The following is a 15,593-nucleotide window of genomic DNA, read 5'->3' as shown; positions in this document are numbered from 1 at the left end:
CTCACCCGACGTCGGGCCGGGCCGGGTCGGCGGTGACCGTCCGGTTCCGGCCCGCGTGCTTCGCGCGGTAGAGCGCCCCGTCGGCGGCGGCGAGCAGGTCGTCGACCGAGCGGCCGCCGTCGGGGCAGGGGGCGCAGCCGATCGAGGCGGTCAGGCCACGGACCCGGGCGTGCGTCCCGGTCGCGGTCGGCACGGTGAGGTCGATGGCGGCGATGCGGCCGCGCAGGCGCTCCGCGGTCAGCGTCGCCGCCTCGGCGTCGACCCCGGACAGGAGCACCACGAACTCCTCGCCGCCGAAGCGGCCGACCGCGTCGTAGGCGCGGACCTCCGCCGACAGCGCCGCCGCGACGGCCCGGAGCACCTCGTCGCCGACCAGGTGGCCGTGGCGGTCGTTCACGGCCTTGAACTCGTCGAGGTCGACCATGAGCACCGCGAGGCCGCCGTCGTGCCGCCGGGTGCGGGCGATCTCCTTCGCGGCGACCTCGGCCCACGCGGCGCCGTTGGCGAGGCCGGTCTTCGGGTCGGTGCGGGCCGCGTGCCGGAACTGGTCGACCAGCACGCCGCGGTGCAGCATGATCACCGGGACGAGCAGGATCGGGACGAGCCAGGGCGACGCCGCCGCGAGGACGGCGAGCGCGGCCCCGAGGGCGAGCGCGCCGAGCCCGAGGAGGGTGTCGGCGGGGCTGGCGAAGTGCCGGCGCAGCGAGGTGCGCGGTGACACGAGGCGGATGATCCCGACGACGAGGCCGTGGTTGACCGTCCAGCGGACCAGGGCGGCCACGGCGATCAGGGCGAGCCCCGCGGGCCCGGCGGCCACGCGCAGGAGCGTGTCGCGCTGCACGCCGTCGAGGAGCAGCCCCGCGGCGGTGGTCCCGAGGACGACGGTGGCCCAGGAGAAGATCCAGCGGTGCGGCGGCGGGCGCCGTTCGTTGCGGGCCCACCAGTAGGCGAAGACCGCGGTGACGAGCACCAGCGAGGGGCCGATCTGGGTGAGCAGCAGGCCCGCGAAGGTCCACATCGACTTGAGGTCGATGAAGGGCTTGTCGCCGGGGCTGATGCGGACCCGCTCGATGTGGCGGGCGGCCTCCGCGTGCAGGGCCGAGCCGAGGAACAGCAGGGCACAGATCAGCCACGCCTGCGGTGCCGGCGGGGTGAGGTTCACCGTGGCCACCACGGCGCCCACGGCCGCGAGGTCGATGAGCAGGACGTACACCAGCGCGGCCCGCGGCAGGGACCAGAGCGCCCAGCGATCGGGACGACGTCCGGGGGCCCCACGGTGACGCTGCGGAGTGCCCGCACCGTCCGGCCGGGCACGCGGCGTGGTCACGTTCTGCAGCCTCCGACGATCTGCGCATCGTGTTCCGGCGGGTCCGGGAGGGCGGGGGCGCGCGGTCCCACCGGTGTCCCGGAGCCCCCCTCCGACCCCGTGAACGGTACCGCGCGACACCGCGGCGAGGGTCAGTGGATCACCCTTTGGTGTCATCTCACCTGGATGGTTGACGCCCAGTCGCCGTCTGGTGACCCATAGCCACAACGCTCAGGCTGAGAGCGTCCGACCGCACGCCCCGCCCGCGGCCCGCTCGGCCGAGGGATCCAGGATCTGTCACGCAAGGTGACAGCGTCACGCGATGGAGTCGTCCCGACCCGTCCTGTGATGGGGCACACGACAACGCACTGCGACTGCCGGAGGCATACGGATGCGCATCTCGTCCGACTCGAACTGGACCCGCGACTCGAACTGGAGCCGGGACTCCAACTGGAGCTTCGCGGACTCGAACTGGAGCCGGGACTCGAACTGGAGCTTCGCCGACTCGAACTGGAGCCGCGACGCCCACTGGCGCTGACCGCAGGTCGCACCACGTCGCGCAGAGGGTCGCGCAGCACCTCGCGCACGACGTCGCACACCACCGAGCCGCCGGCCGGGAGCCCCCACGGGCGACCGGTCGGCTCTCGTGCGTCGGAGGCCGGCTGCTCATGCCGCCTCGTCCGCGACGTCCTCCTCGGGTTCGGCCACGGTTGCCGGGGGCTCCGCGGACGCCCGCGCCCACGCGCGCGCGGCGAGCAGGGCGACGACGATCCCGACGACCCCTCCGATCGCCACCGCCGTCGAGGGGGCCGTGCGCTGCGCGAGCAGCCCCGCGAGCAGCACGCCGACCCCCTGGGTGACCCGCAGGGCCGTGACCGCCAGTCCGAACGCCTGACCCCGCCGGGCGTCGTCGACGCTCACCACGAAGGTCGCGTTGGCCGGGACCTGGTAGGCGCAGGCCATCCCCGAGACCACCCACGCGAGCAGCAGCACCCAGAGCGGGGGACCGAGGGCCGACACCACGAGCGGGACGCACGACGCGACCGCGAGCGGCCCGATGAGCCGTGGCCGTCGGTGGGGCGCGACGAGCCGGGTCAGCAGCAGGATGCCGAGGACCTGACCCAGCGGGTTGGCCGCGAGCAGCAGGCCGACGGCGACGGTGCCCGCCCCGAGCTCCGCGGCGTAGGGCGCGGCGAGGCCCTCCACGGTGACGACGAACGCGGAGATGCACGCCAGCCCGATCAGGGACCGCAGGCGTGGGTCCGAGCCGACGATCCGCGCCCCGGCGACGACCCGCGCGGCCTCGCCGCGCAGCCCGCCCCGCGCCGACCCCCGGTCGGCGTGCTCGGCTGCGTCGTCGGGAGTCGCGGCCTGCTGCTCGGGCACCCCGAAGCGCAGGACGAGCGCGGAGACGAGGAAGGTCGCCGCGTTCACGGCGAGCGCGGGGGAGACCCCGAGGAGGGCGACGAGCGGGCCGCCGAGGGCGAAGCCGAGGACCTGGGCGAGCTGGTAGGTCGTGCTGATGACGGCGTTGCCGGCGACGTACCGGTCGCCGCTCAGCAGGTGGGGGAGGATCGCCGAGCGCGCCGCGAGGAACGGGGCGGCGAGCAGCTGGCCCGCCACGAGGAGGACGACCAGGGCCGGCAACGGGGTGCCGGGGATCGCCATGGCGGCCACCAGCACCGCCCGCGCCACGTCGGTGACGACCATGACCCGACGCCGCGGGTACCGGTCGGCGAGGCCGGAGAGCAGGGGGCCGGCGACGAGGTCGGGCAGGAACGTCAGCGCGTAGGTCAGCGCCGTCAGCGCGGCGGACGCGGTGCGCTGGTAGACGAGGACGGACAGCGCGACGCGGGCGACCTGGTCGCCGAGGATCGACAGCAGCTGCCCGAGCCAGAGCCGCCGGAAGGCCGGGACCGCGAGCGCGTCGCGGAAGGTCGCCGGACGGTCCCCGCTCCGTTCGTCGCCCCCCGTCATCGTCCGTCGACGCTAGGCGAACGGCCGGTCGAGATCCACGGGTGCCCCGGCCGCGACACGCCGAGGCACGCGGTGCACTGGCGTATCAGGGGCACCACAGGGCACACTGCTGCACCGGTTGGTCATCGCGAGCCGCGGACCGAGTTCGAGGACGTTGGGGAAGACGCTTCTCGTCTCGTTCGGAGGTCAGCAGTGAGCACCCGTGGCGTGGTCTACGTCCACTCGTCGCCGCCTGCGGTCAATCCGCACGTCGAGTGGGCCATCTCGGGCGTCCTGGACGCCCGTGTTCAGCTGGACTGGAGCAAGCAGGAGGCCGCTCCGGGCCAGATGCGGGCCGAGTGCTCCTGGACGGGGCCGGTCGGGACCGCCGCGCGCCTGGTGAGCGCGCTGCGGGCCTGGGGCATGCTCCGGTTCGAGGTGACCGAGGACCCGAGCCCCGGCACCGACGGTGAGCGGTACTCGCACGTCCCCGGCCTGGGCCTCTGGCACGGCCGCACGAGCGCCAACGGCGACGTCGTGATCGGCGAGGACCAGCTCCGGTCGGCGATGGCCGCCGCGCGCCGGACCGGTCCCGACGCCCTGCACCACCGTCTCGACGAGCTGCTCGGCCGCCGCTGGGACGACGCCCTCGAGCCCTACCGCTTCGCCGGTGAGGGTTCCGCCGTGGGGTGGCTGCACCAGGTCGGGTGATCCGGGCTGGTTCGATGTCCTCATGCGCCTCCTGCGGCCCGCCGTGATCGTGCCGATCGCCCTGGTGCTCGTGCTCGCGACGCTCGGGACGGTCGCCGCACTGCTCTCCGCCCGGGCCGCCGGCACGGCCCGGGACGCCCTCGGCGACACCGGGCCCGCCCTGGCCGGGGTCGACCTTCCCGACGACGGGTCCGCCGGCCCGCCCACCGTCGTCCTCACGCCCTCGGCCGCCGCCTTCCCCCGCGCGGCCGAGATCCGCGACCTCGTCCAGCGCCAGGTCGACGCCCGGAATGCCGGCGACTTCGTGGGCTGGGTGTCCACCTCGTCGGCGACCTCGGTGGCATCGGTGTCCGCGGCGCAGTTCGCCGAGCGGAACCGGACCGTGCAGGTCGGGTCGCCGATCCTGCGGCGCATCGACCCGGTCGGCGGCGGGGAGTACGTCGTGCCCACGGGGTGGATCACCACGCAGGATCCGGCCGCCGCCCCGCCCGACGTGCCCGCCGCGCGGCTGTGCTGGCAGGTGTCGCTGACCGTCGTGACCGAGCGCGGGCAGCTCAAGATCGTCGAGCCGTTGGCGGGGAGCAGTCTGCGGACGCCCTGTGGCTGACGCCAGGTGAGCACTAAAGGTCGCTATAGCGACCTTTAGTGCTCACCTGCGAAGCACATGGAACCGGTTCGCCTGGTCGTCACTCCAAGCCCATGTGGACGAACTGACGGCATGGCAGACCCTCCGGACCGGCCAACACGACGTGGCGTGCCTCCGACAACTCCTCGCCCAGGGCCTGACGAGGGCCACGGTCCGCGCGCACGTGGCCGCCGGCCGGTGGGTGCCGCTGTTCCATGGCACCTACGCCCTGGTCACCGGTGAGCCCACTCCGGAGATGTGGCGCTGGGCGGCACTGCTCTTCATCCGCGGACCCGCCCTGCTGAGCCACGAGTCGGCGGCCGCCGTGCTCGGGCTCCGAGGGGGCAGGGACGGTCTGCCCGTCCACGTGACCGTGCCCTACGGATCGTCGGCGCGCGGCTGCGCGGACCTCGTCGTGCATCGGAGCCGCGCCTTCGCGCACCTGGGAATCGAACGGGACGGGCTCGCGCTGACGTCGAAGGTCGTCACGCTGATCGACCTGGCGGTGGAGGCGCCGACGGCACGCGACGGCATGCGGAGCCTGACCGCGGGTGCGGCTGCGGCGCGAGTCGATCCGGCGAAGCTCGTCGAGAGTCTCGGTGTCCGACGACCGCGTCGGTACCGGAAGGCCCTCGTGGCGGCAGCGGAACTGCTCGTCAGCGGGGTCGGGTCGGTGCTCGAGGGCGACTGGGCGATCGACGTCGAACGAGCGCACGGCCTCCCGGTCGGCGCCCGTCAGGTGCTGCACCGGGTCGGCGAGACGAATCGCTACGAGGACGTGGAGTACCGCATGCCGCTCGGCATCCTCACCGTGCGGCTCGACGGCTGGATCTTCCACGCCAACCGGTCGACGGCCCGCAACGACCGGGCGCGGGACAACGCGGCCGAGCTGGAGGGTCGGGCCCGGCTGACCTTCGGGTACGAGGAGGTCCACGGCGACGCCTGCAGCACCGCGCGCACCCTGTGGACCCGCCTCGTCCAGCTCGGCTGGGACGGCGAGTTCATCGAGTGCCCGCGGTGTGCAGGTGAGCACTAAGGGTCGCTATAGCGACCCTTAGTGCTCACGAGCGAAGCACAAACTGACGTTGTGCCCGCCGAAGCCGAACGAGTCGTTGATCGCGGCGTCGAGGGACACCTTCCGCGCCTCGCCGGAGACCACGTCGAGCTCGACGTCGCCGTCGAGGTCGGTGAGGTTCGCGGTCGGCGGGATCTGGCCCTCCTTGACGGCGAGGATCGTCGCGATCGCCTCCACGGCACCGGCGGCGCCGAGCAGGTGACCGAGCGAGCCCTTGGGCGCGGTGAGCACCGGGTGGTCACCGATCGCCTTGCGCACCGCGACCGTCTCCGCCACGTCGCCGACCGGGGTCGACGTCGCGTGGCAGTTCACGTGCCCGACGTCGGCCGGGTCGAGGCCCGCCGTCCGCAGGGCCGCCGCGATGGCGCGGGACTGGCCCGTGCCCTCGGGGTCGGGGGCCGTGATGTGGTACGCGTCCGCGCTGGTGCCGATGCCGGCGAGACGGCCGTGGATCGTGGCGCCGCGGGCCTGCGCGAACTCGGCGCGCTCCAGCACGACCATGCCGGCGCCCTCGCCGAGCACGAAGCCGTTGCGCTTCGCGTCGAACGGGCGGGAGGCCTGCGTGGGGTCGTCCCAGTCGTGCGCCATGGTGCGGGCCTGGCAGAAGCCGGCGAGCGTGATCGGCGCGATGCACGCCTCGGCGCCGCCGGCGACGACGACGTCGACCTCGTCCGCCTGCAGCATCCGCCACGCCCAGGCGATCGCCTCGGCGCCGGAGGCGCAGGCCGACACGGGCGCGTGGATACCGGCGGCCGCGCCGAACTCCAGCCCGACGTGCGCGGCGGGTCCGTTGGGCATGAGCATCGGGATCGTCAGGACCGCGACCTTGCGCAGACCCTGCTGCTCGAGCAGGTCGTCCTGGTTCAGCAGGGTCGTCGCCCCACCGATGCCGGTGCCGATGATGACGGCGAGCCGGAGCCCGTCGACCTTCGGCGAGCCGCCGTCGGTCGAGGGGTAGTCGCCGAGGTCGGCGTGCTCCCAGGCCTGGCGGGCCGCGATGATGGCGACCTGCTCGGACCGGTCGAGACGACGCAGCTCGACGCGCTTGAGGACCTCGGACGGCTCGACGGCGAGCTGCGAGGCGAAGTTCACCGGCAGCTCGAAGCGGGCGTAGTCCTCGGAGAGCTCCCGGGTCCCGCTGGCACCGGCCAGGAGACCGTCCCAGGTGGACTGCACGTCTCCGCCGAGCGGGGTCGTCGCTCCCATCCCGGTGACGACGACCCCCTGGCCGGCGGCGCTCACGAGTGGGAGGAGATGTAGTCGACGGCGTCGGACACGGTGGTGAGCTTCGCCAGCTCGTCGTCCGGGATCTTGACCCCGAACTTGTCCTCGGCCTGCACGGCGATCTCGACCATGGAGAGCGAGTCGATGTCGAGGTCGTCGACGAACGACTTCTCCGGGGTCACCTCGGAGGCGTCGACGCCGGCCACCTCCTCGACGATGCTCGCGAGGTCGGGGAGGATCTCTTCCTTGGAAGCCACTCGGTTTCCTTTCTCGTGGGTGTGGTGCAGCCGGAGACTAGGGGAGGACGACGACCTGGCCGCCGTACGACAGGCCGGCTCCGAACCCGACCAGCAGGGCCACGTCCCCCGACTTCACGCGCCCCGCGGCGCGCATGTGGTCGATCGCCATCGGGATCGACGCGGAGCTGGTGTTGCCGGAGTGCACGATGTCGTCGGCGACGACCATGTCGTCCCGCGCCCCCTCGGAGCGCAGCTTCTTCGCGATCGCCTCGACGATCCGCAGGTTCGCCTGGTGCGGCACGAGGACGTCGATGTCGGCCGGGGTCAGCCCCGCCCGCTCGATCGCCTTCAGCGCCACCGGCGCGATCTTGGTGGTGGCCCAGCGGAAGACCGCCTGGCCCTCCTGGCGCAGGTAGTTCTGCTCGTCGATGCCGATGGTCTTGACGAGGTCGCCGGCCGCCCCGAGCACGACCGGGCCGACCCCGACCTCCTCGGGCGTCTCCGCCGCCGTCAGCACCGCGGCGCCCGCGGCGTCGGCGAAGATGATGCAGACCGAGCGGTCGTCCATGTCGAGCCAGTCGGTGAGCTTCTCCGACCCGACGACGAGCACGTTGCGGGCGCTGCCGGCGCGGATCATGTCGGCCCCGACGCCCACGCCGTAGCAGAAGCCGGCGCACGCCGCGTTGAGGTCGAAGGCCGCGATGCCGTTGACCCCGACGCGGTCGGAGAGCTGCGCCGCCGCGTTCGGGATGGGGGTGGGCATGGTGCAGGTCGCGACGATGACGGCGTCGAGGTCGGTGGGCGCGATCCCGGCGTCGGCCAGGGCCTTCGACCCGGCGTCGGCGCCCATGGACACCACCGAGTCGGTGTCGGCGGCGAACCGGCGCTCGGCGATCCCGACGCGGCTGCGGATCCACGCGTCGTTGGTCTCGACGCGCTGCGCGAGCTCGTCGTTGGTGACGACCCGGTCGGGCTGGGAGCTGCCGAGACCGATGATGCGGGCCCCGGCGACCGGGGGAGCGGTGCGCAGGGAGGTCACGAGGTGCCCCGCAGGGTCTCGACGGCGGAGCCGAGGTGGTCGGGGGTGGAGACGTTCACGGTGGCGGTGCCCTTGATCTGCCGCTTGACCATCCCGGTCAGCGTGCCGGCGGGGGTGAGCTCGATCGCGGCGGTGATGCCGCGCTCGCGCAGGGTGTCCATGCAGGCGTCCCACCGCACCGAGAGCGTCACCTGCGCGACGAGCCGGTCGAGCATGTCGTCCCCGGAGGTGACGACGGCGCCGTCGGCGTCGGAGAGCAGCGGCGTCGTCGGGTCGGCCGGGGCCAGCTCGGAGCGGTGCTCGGTGACCCAGGAGCCCAGCGCCTTCTCGGCCGGCTCCATGAAGCGGGTGTGGAACGCGCCGGCGACGGCGAGCGGGCGGACCCGCGCCCCCTCCGGCGGCTCGGCGACGAGCGCCTCGATGTCGCTCGTGCGTCCGGCCGCGACGACCTGACCGGCCCCGTTGCGGTTGGCCGGCTCGAGGTCGTGTGAGGACAGCACCGCGAGCACTTCACTGGAGTCCCCACCGAGGACCGCCGCCATGCTCGTCGGTTCCACCGCGCACGCGGCGGCCATCTCCCGGCCGCGGACGGCGGCGAGCGCCACGGCGCGGTCGGCGGCGAGGACGCCGGCGATCGCGGCGGCGGCGATCTCGCCCACGGAGTGCCCGGCGACGACGGTGCCCTCGGGCAGGTCACCGGCCTCGTCGCGCAGCGCCTCCCAGGAGAGCAGGGCGCTCGCGACGAGCAGCGGCTGCGTCACGGCGGTGTCGGCGATCGCGTCCGCGTCGGCCTCGGTGCCGAGGTGCTCGAGGTCGAGGCCCGCGGCCTCGGAGAACTCGGCCAGCCGCTCGCGGACACCGGGGCGCTCCAGCCACGGCGCGAGCATCCCCGGCTTCTGGGCGCCCTGGCCGGGCGCGAGGATCGCGATCACAGCACGTACTCCATCACGGCCGGGTGGTCGGCAGCAGCAACTCGGGTCACGAATCCTCCCCGGTGTTCGTTGTCGGGTTCCTACAACAACGCTTCCCGACGACGGGTCGCGCCGCCGGCACGGAGCGTCCGGGCTGCGGTTCCAGCCCCGTGTCCCCACGCATCGTCGCAGCTCACGGCGTCGTGTCGGGTTCCGGTGTGGCGCCGCTCGCACGGAGACGGTCGAGCGCGATGGCCGTTCGCAACAACGTCGCGCCGCGCGCGTCACCGGGATGGGACCCGGTGAGGTCGGCCACTCGCCGCAGGCGGTAGCGCACGGTGTTGGGGTGGACGTAGAGCGAGCGCGCGCACGCCTCGAGCACGCCCGCGTGGTCGAGGTAGGACTCGACGGTCTCGGTGAGCGAGCCCCCGGCCTCCCGCAGCGGGCGGGCGACCTCCTCGACGAGCGTCGTGGCGGCGGAGCGGTCGCCCGCGAGGACGCGCTCGGGGAGCAGGTCGTCCGCGTCGACGGGGCGGGGTGCGCCGGGCCAGGCGGCGACCGCCCGGTGTCCGGCGAGCGCGCGGGCGGCGGACTCGTGGGCCTCGAGCAGCCCGGCCACCACCGGCCCCGCGACGACGGCGCCGGGTCCGAAGGCGTCGGTGAGCGTGAGGACGGCCAGGGACCCGCACCGCTCCTCGCGGGGGTCGGGGGCGTCGTCGGGACGCTCCTCGTCGGCGGACATGATCATCAGCAGGTGCCGGCCGTGGGCGCCGAGCAGCACCGCGGTCCCCGCGCGGTACGCGGCGCGCCGGACCCCGTGGAGCGGATCGGGCCCGGAGGGCCGGCGGGGGTCGGGGTCGGTGGCGGGCGGGTTGCCGACCAGCACGCGCGCCCGGGCCGCGGGGTCCCAGCCGAGGGCGGCGGCGCGGGAGAGGACCGCGCCCGCGGTGTGGGGGTCGCCGCGGACCACCGCGTCGACCACGAGCGCCTCCAGCCGGGCGTCCCACGCGCCGCGGGCCTCGGCGGCCGAGGCGTAGACGGTGGCGGCCGCGAAGGCGACCTCGCGGCCGAAGCGCAGGACGGCGGCGACCAGGGTGGCGCGTTCGCTGCGGCTGCCCGCCAGGGCCGGGATGCGCTCCTCGAAGACCTCGGTGGCGATGCGGACCAGCTCGACGGTCTGGCGCAGCGTCATCTGCCGGGCGAGGTCGGGCGGGGCGCTGCGGAACGCCTCGGCGGTGAGGCGGGGCGTGGCGTCCGGGTCGCGGAGCCAGGCGACGAAGTTCGCGGCGCCGAGCTGGGTGACCATGAGAACCCCGGCGCGCTGCTCGGCGGTGAGGCGGTCGAACCACGGCAGGCGGGCCGACATCTCGGCGACCCCGGCGCTCGCGACGCCGCCCGTGGCGAGCTCCAGGCGCCGGTAGGTGTCCGCGGAGACCCGGGCCATCCCTCACCACACCCTCGTGGTCGACAACGACGAACGGGGCCCCGACCGGCAGTGCCTGCCGGGCGGAGCCCCGTTCGGGTAGACGCGTCTGCGCGCTACTTACAGCGGCGTGACCTGAACGGCCTGCAGGCCCTTCTGGCCCTGCTCGACGTCGAACGAGACGCGCTGCCCCTCGTCCAGGGTCCGGAACCCGCGAGACTGGATCGCCGAGTAGTGGACGAAGACGTCAGCGCCACCACCGTCGGGAGCGAGGAAGCCGAAGCCCTTCTCGCTGTTGAACCACTTGACGGTGCCTTCTGCCATTCCTGCTCCTCATACCGATGTCCCGGGGGTTCGTTCCTCCCCCGGCCTTCGAGCCGCCGCCGGAGCGATGTACTCCAACCGCCGGACCCGCCGGTGGCCCCGTTGGCTACGAGGTGGACCGGGCGGTCGGCGACAGCCTAGCGGGATCCCCTGGGGAGGAATCCAGCCCCGAGCCCTGAAAAGTCACCGCCCGGTCACGGGGGCGGTCCTCCCGGGTCGGGCTCATGCCACCCCGCTGTCCGAGGTCTGCGGCCCGGCGGCCTGCGGGTCGTGGATCTGGTAGCGCGCCGCCGCGTCCCGGACCGTGGACTGGTCGACCTCGCCCCGCCGCGCGAGCGCGGCCAGGACCGCCACGACGACGTTCTCGGCGTCCACCCCGAAGTGCCGGCGGGTGGCCGGCCGGGTGTCGGACAGGCCGAAGCCGTCGGTGCCGAGCGTCGTGTAGTCGCCGGGCACCCAGGGGCGGATGAGGTCGGGCACCGCGCGCATCCAGTCCGACACCGCGACGACGGGTCCGGCCGCCTCGGCGAGCGCGGTGGTCACGTACGGCGTGATCGGCTCGGCCTCGGGGTGGGCCTGGTTGTGCTGCTCGCAGGCCACCCCGTCGCGGCGCAGCTCGCCGTAGGAGGTGGCCGACCACAGGTCCGCCTGGACGCCCCACTCGGTCGCGAGCATCTCCTGCGCGCGCTGCGCCCAGCTCATCGCGACCCCCGAGGCGAGGATCTGCGCGCGCGGCCCGGGGCCGCCCGGGGCCTGCGCGTACCGGTAGAGCCCGCGCAGCAGCCCGTCCACGTCCACGCCGTCCGGCTCGGCCGGCTGACGGTAGGGCTCGTTGTAGACGGTGAGGTAGTACAGGACGTTCGGGTCGCGCCGCGTCGACGCGGCCGCCTCGTGGTCCGGCTCGGCCGGCGGGTGCTCCTGCTCGTCCTGGCCGAACATCCGCGCCAGCCCGTCGCGGACGACGTGCCCGATCTCGAAGGCGAAGGCGGGGTCGTAGGCCACGACGGCGGGGTTGGTCGCCGCGAGCAGCAGCGAGTGCCCGTCGTTGTGCTGGAGGCCCTCGCCGACCAGCGTGGTGCGACCCGCCGTCGCGCCGAGCAGGAAGCCGCGGGCCATCTGGTCCGCCGCCGCCCAGATGCCGTCGCCGGTCCGCTGGAAGCCGAACATCGAGTAGAAGATGTAGATCGGGATCATCGGCTCGCCGTGGGTGGCGTAGGACGTCCCGACGGCGGTGAAGGAGGCGACCGACCCGGCCTCGTTGATGCCCTCGTGCAGCAGCTGCCCGGTCTCGGACTCGCGGTAGGCGAGCAGCTGGTCGGCGTCGACCGAGGTGTAGAGCTGGCCGAGCGGGTTGTAGATCTTCAGGTTGGAGAAGAACGAGTCCATCCCGAAGGTGCGGGCCTCGTCCGGGATGATCGGGACGACCCGCTTGCCGATGCCCTCGTCGCGGGTCAGCTCCTTGACCAGGCGGACGAACGCCATCGTCGTGGCGATCTCCTGCTTGCCCGAGCCGCGCTTGACCACGTCGTAGGCCTTGTCGCCGGGCAGGACCAGCGGCTGGTGGCGCAGCCGGCGCTCGGGGGCGGGGCCGCCGAGCTGGCGGCGGCGCTCGAGCATGTACTGGATCTCGGGCGCCTCCTTGCCGGGGTGGTAGTAGGGCGGCAGGTAGGGGTCGCGCTCCAGCTCGGCGTCGCTGATCGGCACGCGGACCTCGTCGCGGAAGGTCTTGAGGTCCTGCAGGGTCAGCTTCTTCATCTGGTGGGTCGCGTTGCGGCCCTCGAACGTCGGGCCGAGCGTGTAGCCCTTGATCGACTTGGCGAGGATGACCGTCGGGCGGCCCTCGTGCTCCATCGCGGCCTGGTAGGCGGCGTAGACCTTGCGGTAGTCGTGCGCGCCGCGCTTGAGGTTCCAGACGTCGTCGTCGGAGAGGTCCTTGACGAGCTCCTTGGTCCGCGGGTCGCGGCCGAAGAAGTGCTCGCGGACGTAGGCGCCGTCGTTGGCCTTGTAGGTCTGGAAGTCGCCGTCCGGCGTGGTGTTCATGAGGTTGATCAGGGCGCCGTCGCGGTCGGCGTGCAGCAGCCGGTCCCACTCCCGGCCCCAGATCACCTTGACGACGTTCCAGCCGGCGCCGCGGAAGAACGACTCGAGTTCCTGGATCACCTTGCCGTTGCCGTGCACCGGCCCGTCGAGGCGCTGGAGGTTGCAGTTGACGACGAAGGTGAGGTTGTCGAGGCCCTCGGCCGCGGCGACGTGGATCGCGCCGCGCGACTCCGGCTCGTCCATCTCGCCGTCGCCGAGGAACGCCCAGGTGTGCTGCTGGGAGGTGTCCTTGAGGCCGCGGTTGTGCAGGTACTTGTCGAACCGGGCCTGGAAGATCGCGTTGATCGGACCGAGGCCCATCGAGACCGTGGGGTGCTCCCAGAACCACGGCATGAGGCGGGGGTGCGGGTAGGACGGCAGACCGCCGCCCGGCCCGGCGTGCGAGAGCTCCTGGCGGAAGCCGTCGAGGTGCTCGGCGCCGAGGCGGCCCTCGAGGAAGGCGCGGGCGTAGATGCCGGGGGAGGCGTGGCCCTGGATGTAGACGTGGTCGCCGCCGCCGGGGTGGTCCTTGCCGCGGAAGAACCAGTTGAAGCCGACCTCGTAGAGCGAGGCCGCGGAGGCGTAGGTCGAGATGTGCCCGCCGACCCCGACGCCGGGCCGCTGCGCCCGGTGGACCATCGCCGCGGCGTTCCAGCGGATCCAGGCGCGGTAGCGGCGCTCGGTGTCCTCGTCGCCCGGGAACCAGGGCTCCTGGTCGGTGGGGATGGTGTTGACGTAGTCGGTCGAGAACAACGACGGCACCGCCACGCGACGCTCGCGGGCGCGCTGGAGCAGCTGCAGGATCAGGAAGCGGGCCCGCTGCTGGCCGGCGGAGTCGAGCACGCCGTCGAAGGACTCGATCCACTCGGCGGTCTCGTCGGGATCGATGTCGGGCAGGTGCGTGGAGAGCCCGTCACGGATGACGTGCACGCGGTTGTCGGTCCGGGAGCCGTTCTGCGCTGACAACTGCTGCCACTCCTCGTGCTCGTGGTCCCGCCGATCGGATGTGATGCCGACGATCGGAACCGATTCTGCCCGTGGGTTCACCACGACGCCCCTCCATGGTCACCCCGTGTCGCCGGGTCGTCATCTCTACCGCCGGGTAGTCGCGTCGTGTCGAGAACCGCGACGACCCGCCGTCGTCGTGAGCCCCGGCCGCGTGGCTGGTTGCGTCCGGCACCCCGGCCGTGTTCGCTGTGCGTCACGAGGCCCCGGCGGGGCGCTCGCGAGGCGGGCCCAGCGGGGTGCGCCCACGACACGGAGGAGGGACGGGGAACGTGGTCGCGGCCGCGGGGGACTCCGACGGCAGCCGGAGTGATCTGGCCAGCAAGCTCGGGGTCGAGCCGGGGATGATCGTCCAGGAAGTGGGCTGGGGCTCCGACGTCGACGACGACGTCCGGTCCGCGATCGAGGAACGCTGCGGCGAGGACCTCCTCGACGAGGACGCGCAGGAGGTCGTGGACGTGGTGCTGATGTGGTGGCGCGACGACGACGGCGATCTCGTCGACGCCCTCATGGACGCCCGCTCGCCCCTCGCCGACAACGGCGTGGTCTGGGTGCTCACGCCCAAGACCGGTCACGAGGGTCACGTCGAGCCCTCGGAGATCGCCGAGGCCGCCCCGACCGCGGGGCTGTCGCAGACCTCGAACGTCAGCATCTCCGACGGCTGGGTGGGCACCCGCCTGGTCGCGCCGAAGTCGGGGAGCAAGGGACGGCGCTGAGGTCGCTAGGGTGGCGCCGGCACCAGCCGGAACACCCTCACGAGGAGACGCACGCCCCATGACGGTCGAGGTCGGATCCCAGGCCCCCGAGTTCACGCTCCCGAACCAGGACCGTGAGGAGGTCTCGCTCGCGGACTACCGCGGGAAGAAGGCCGTCCTCCTGGTCTTCTACCCGTTCGCGTTCTCCGGGATCTGCACCGGGGAGTTCTGCGAGGCCCGCGACGACCTCGCCGCGTACGTCAACGACGACGTGCAGCTCATCGGCGTCTCCTGCGACCCGGCGCCGACCCTGAAGGCGTGGGCCGACCAGGAGGGCTACCGCTTCCCGCTGCTGTCGGACTTCTGGCCGCACGGGGCCGTGGGCGCGAGCTACGGCGTGTTCTCCGCCGACCTCGGCTTCTCCTTCCGCGGCACGTTCCTCATCGACCGGGACGGCGTGGTGCGCTTCGCCGAGCAGAACGGCCCGGGCGAGGCGCGTGACCAGCAGGGCTGGAAGGACGCGATCGAGCAGCTCAAGGCGTCCGCCTGAGGAAATCCCCGTTCCCGACGACGGGCCCCGGGTAGCGTTCCCGGGGCCCGGACGGGGCGCATAGCTCAGCGGTAGAGCGCCGGCCTTACAAGCCGTCGGTCGCAGGTTCGAATCCTGCTGCGCCCACCTCTCAGGTCGCCATCCGGTGCCGCCCGGCCTCGGCCACCGGCGTCGCGACGACGACGGTGGTCGGGGTCGTGTCGGTGGCCGTGTCCATGTCCGTGTCCATGTCCGTGGGCGCGGCTGCCGGTGCCTGGGCCCTCGCCTCGGCCCGGCGGGCGTACACGTCGTCGAGCGACCGCGCCTTCGAGCCGCCGAACATCATGAGCAGCCCGACGGCGACCACGGCGACGCCGCACATCAACCAGAGTGTGTCCACGAGGAGTCCGTTCTGTCGGTTGTGTCCGGATCGTGGCGACGCCTGCTGAGGA

Annotated in this window: 16 protein-coding genes and 1 tRNA gene; 7 read left to right on the top strand and 10 right to left on the bottom strand. The window is 73.3% G+C overall.

The genetic code is table 11. From position 1 onward, the window contains the following. Window position 1: 1 nt before the first annotated feature. Complete coding sequence (locus LN037_RS33275; protein WP_230749240.1) at window positions 2–1,327, bottom strand: GGDEF domain-containing protein; 1,326 nt, start codon at window positions 1,325–1,327, stop codon at window positions 2–4. A 370-nt stretch (window positions 1,328–1,697) separates the two neighbouring features. Here LN037_RS33275 and LN037_RS01805 point away from each other — a divergent pair, with 370 nt between their 5' ends. Then, complete coding sequence (locus LN037_RS01805) at window positions 1,698–1,844, top strand: hypothetical protein (RefSeq protein ID WP_230749238.1); 147 nt, start codon at window positions 1,698–1,700, stop codon at window positions 1,842–1,844. Between the two features lie 128 nt (window positions 1,845–1,972). On the opposite strand, the gene LN037_RS01800 is transcribed toward LN037_RS01805, so the two are convergent. Next, window positions 1,973–3,283 (bottom strand): MFS transporter, encoded by a 1,311-nt coding sequence (locus tag LN037_RS01800; protein WP_230749237.1) that lies wholly within the window; start codon window positions 3,281–3,283, stop codon window positions 1,973–1,975. A gap of 192 nt (window positions 3,284–3,475) precedes the next feature. Between LN037_RS01800 and LN037_RS01795 the strand changes: the two genes are divergently transcribed. From LN037_RS01795 to LN037_RS01785, 3 genes are all read left to right on the top strand, one after another. Continuing rightward, entirely contained in the window at window positions 3,476–3,973 is a 498-nt protein-coding gene (locus LN037_RS01795; RefSeq protein ID WP_230749236.1) for a DUF3145 domain-containing protein, read from the top strand. A 22-nt stretch (window positions 3,974–3,995) separates the two neighbouring features. Beyond that, the gene (locus LN037_RS01790; RefSeq protein WP_230749234.1) at window positions 3,996–4,580 is read left to right on the top strand and encodes a hypothetical protein; all 585 of its coding nucleotides are present in this window, start codon (window positions 3,996–3,998) and stop codon (window positions 4,578–4,580) included. Between the two features lie 202 nt (window positions 4,581–4,782). Beyond that, window positions 4,783–5,634: a hypothetical protein gene (locus tag LN037_RS01785; RefSeq protein ID WP_230749232.1), complete on the top strand. Its 852-nt coding sequence runs from the start codon at window positions 4,783–4,785 to the stop codon at window positions 5,632–5,634. Between the two features lie 18 nt (window positions 5,635–5,652). Here LN037_RS01785 and LN037_RS01780 read toward each other — a convergent pair whose 3' ends face one another. The 7 genes from LN037_RS01780 to aceE form a co-directional block, all read right to left on the bottom strand. Beyond that, entirely contained in the window at window positions 5,653–6,915 is a 1,263-nt protein-coding gene (locus LN037_RS01780; protein WP_308286087.1) for a beta-ketoacyl-[acyl-carrier-protein] synthase family protein, read from the bottom strand. Continuing rightward, window positions 6,912–7,154 carry an acyl carrier protein gene (locus tag LN037_RS01775; RefSeq protein ID WP_018331414.1) on the bottom strand — a complete coding sequence of 81 codons (243 nt, stop codon included), beginning with the start codon at window positions 7,152–7,154 and terminating at the stop codon, window positions 6,912–6,914. The genes LN037_RS01780 and LN037_RS01775 overlap by 4 nt, the downstream gene beginning before the upstream one ends. A 37-nt stretch (window positions 7,155–7,191) precedes the next feature. Then, window positions 7,192–8,175: a beta-ketoacyl-ACP synthase III gene (locus LN037_RS01770; protein ID WP_230749230.1), complete on the bottom strand. Its 984-nt coding sequence runs from the start codon at window positions 8,173–8,175 to the stop codon at window positions 7,192–7,194. Next, window positions 8,172–9,107 carry an ACP S-malonyltransferase gene (locus LN037_RS01765; protein ID WP_230749228.1) on the bottom strand — a complete coding sequence of 312 codons (936 nt, stop codon included), beginning with the start codon at window positions 9,105–9,107 and terminating at the stop codon, window positions 8,172–8,174. Before LN037_RS01765 ends, LN037_RS01770 begins: the two co-directional genes overlap by 4 nt. Window positions 9,108–9,279: 172 nt before the next feature. Beyond that, window positions 9,280–10,530: a PucR family transcriptional regulator gene (locus LN037_RS01760; protein ID WP_230749226.1), complete on the bottom strand. Its 1,251-nt coding sequence runs from the start codon at window positions 10,528–10,530 to the stop codon at window positions 9,280–9,282. Window positions 10,531–10,629: 99 nt separating this feature from the next. After that, entirely contained in the window at window positions 10,630–10,833 is a 204-nt protein-coding gene (locus tag LN037_RS01755; RefSeq protein ID WP_018331418.1) for a cold-shock protein, read from the bottom strand. Window positions 10,834–11,055: 222 nt separating this feature from the next. After that, complete coding sequence (gene aceE / locus LN037_RS01750; protein ID WP_230749225.1) at window positions 11,056–13,878, bottom strand: pyruvate dehydrogenase (acetyl-transferring), homodimeric type; 2,823 nt, start codon at window positions 13,876–13,878, stop codon at window positions 11,056–11,058. A 311-nt stretch (window positions 13,879–14,189) separates the two neighbouring features. Between aceE and LN037_RS01745 the strand changes: the two genes are divergently transcribed. From LN037_RS01745 to LN037_RS01735, 3 genes are all read left to right on the top strand, one after another. Continuing rightward, window positions 14,190–14,633, top strand: a complete 444-nt coding sequence (locus LN037_RS01745; protein WP_230749222.1) for a DUF3052 domain-containing protein — start codon at window positions 14,190–14,192, stop codon at window positions 14,631–14,633. A gap of 58 nt (window positions 14,634–14,691) precedes the next feature. Continuing rightward, window positions 14,692–15,162: a peroxiredoxin gene (locus LN037_RS01740; RefSeq protein WP_230749221.1), complete on the top strand. Its 471-nt coding sequence runs from the start codon at window positions 14,692–14,694 to the stop codon at window positions 15,160–15,162. Between the two features lie 54 nt (window positions 15,163–15,216). Then, a tRNA-Val gene (locus LN037_RS01735) sits at window positions 15,217–15,288 on the top strand. Window positions 15,289–15,292: 4 nt separating this feature from the next. Here the strand turns inward: LN037_RS01735 and LN037_RS01730 are convergent. Then, window positions 15,293–15,541: a hypothetical protein gene (locus LN037_RS01730; RefSeq protein ID WP_230749219.1), complete on the bottom strand. Its 249-nt coding sequence runs from the start codon at window positions 15,539–15,541 to the stop codon at window positions 15,293–15,295. Window positions 15,542–15,593 lie beyond the last annotated feature (52 nt).

The sequence above is a fragment of the Actinomycetospora soli genome, assembly GCF_021026295.1.
Classification (GTDB): domain Bacteria; phylum Actinomycetota; class Actinomycetes; order Mycobacteriales; family Pseudonocardiaceae; genus Actinomycetospora; species Actinomycetospora soli.
Note: the sequence above shows the minus strand (reverse complement) of the source record. Positions and strands in the feature narration are given on the sequence as shown.

Excerpts from the sequence above, each read along its gene's own strand:
- LN037_RS01790 (WP_230749234.1), top strand. The coding sequence starts at position 3,996 with ATGCGCCTCCTGCGGCCCGCCGTGATCGTGCCGATCGCCCTGGTGCTC.
- LN037_RS01800 (WP_230749237.1), bottom strand. The coding sequence starts at position 3,283 with ATGACGGGGGGCGACGAACGGAGCGGGGACCGTCCGGCGACCTTCCGC.
- LN037_RS01755 (WP_018331418.1), bottom strand. The coding sequence starts at position 10,833 with ATGGCAGAAGGCACCGTCAAGTGGTTCAACAGCGAGAAGGGCTTCGGC.
- LN037_RS01760 (WP_230749226.1), bottom strand. The coding sequence starts at position 10,530 with ATGGCCCGGGTCTCCGCGGACACCTACCGGCGCCTGGAGCTCGCCACG.
- LN037_RS01740 (WP_230749221.1), top strand. The coding sequence starts at position 14,692 with ATGACGGTCGAGGTCGGATCCCAGGCCCCCGAGTTCACGCTCCCGAAC.
- LN037_RS01805 (WP_230749238.1), top strand. The coding sequence starts at position 1,698 with ATGCGCATCTCGTCCGACTCGAACTGGACCCGCGACTCGAACTGGAGC.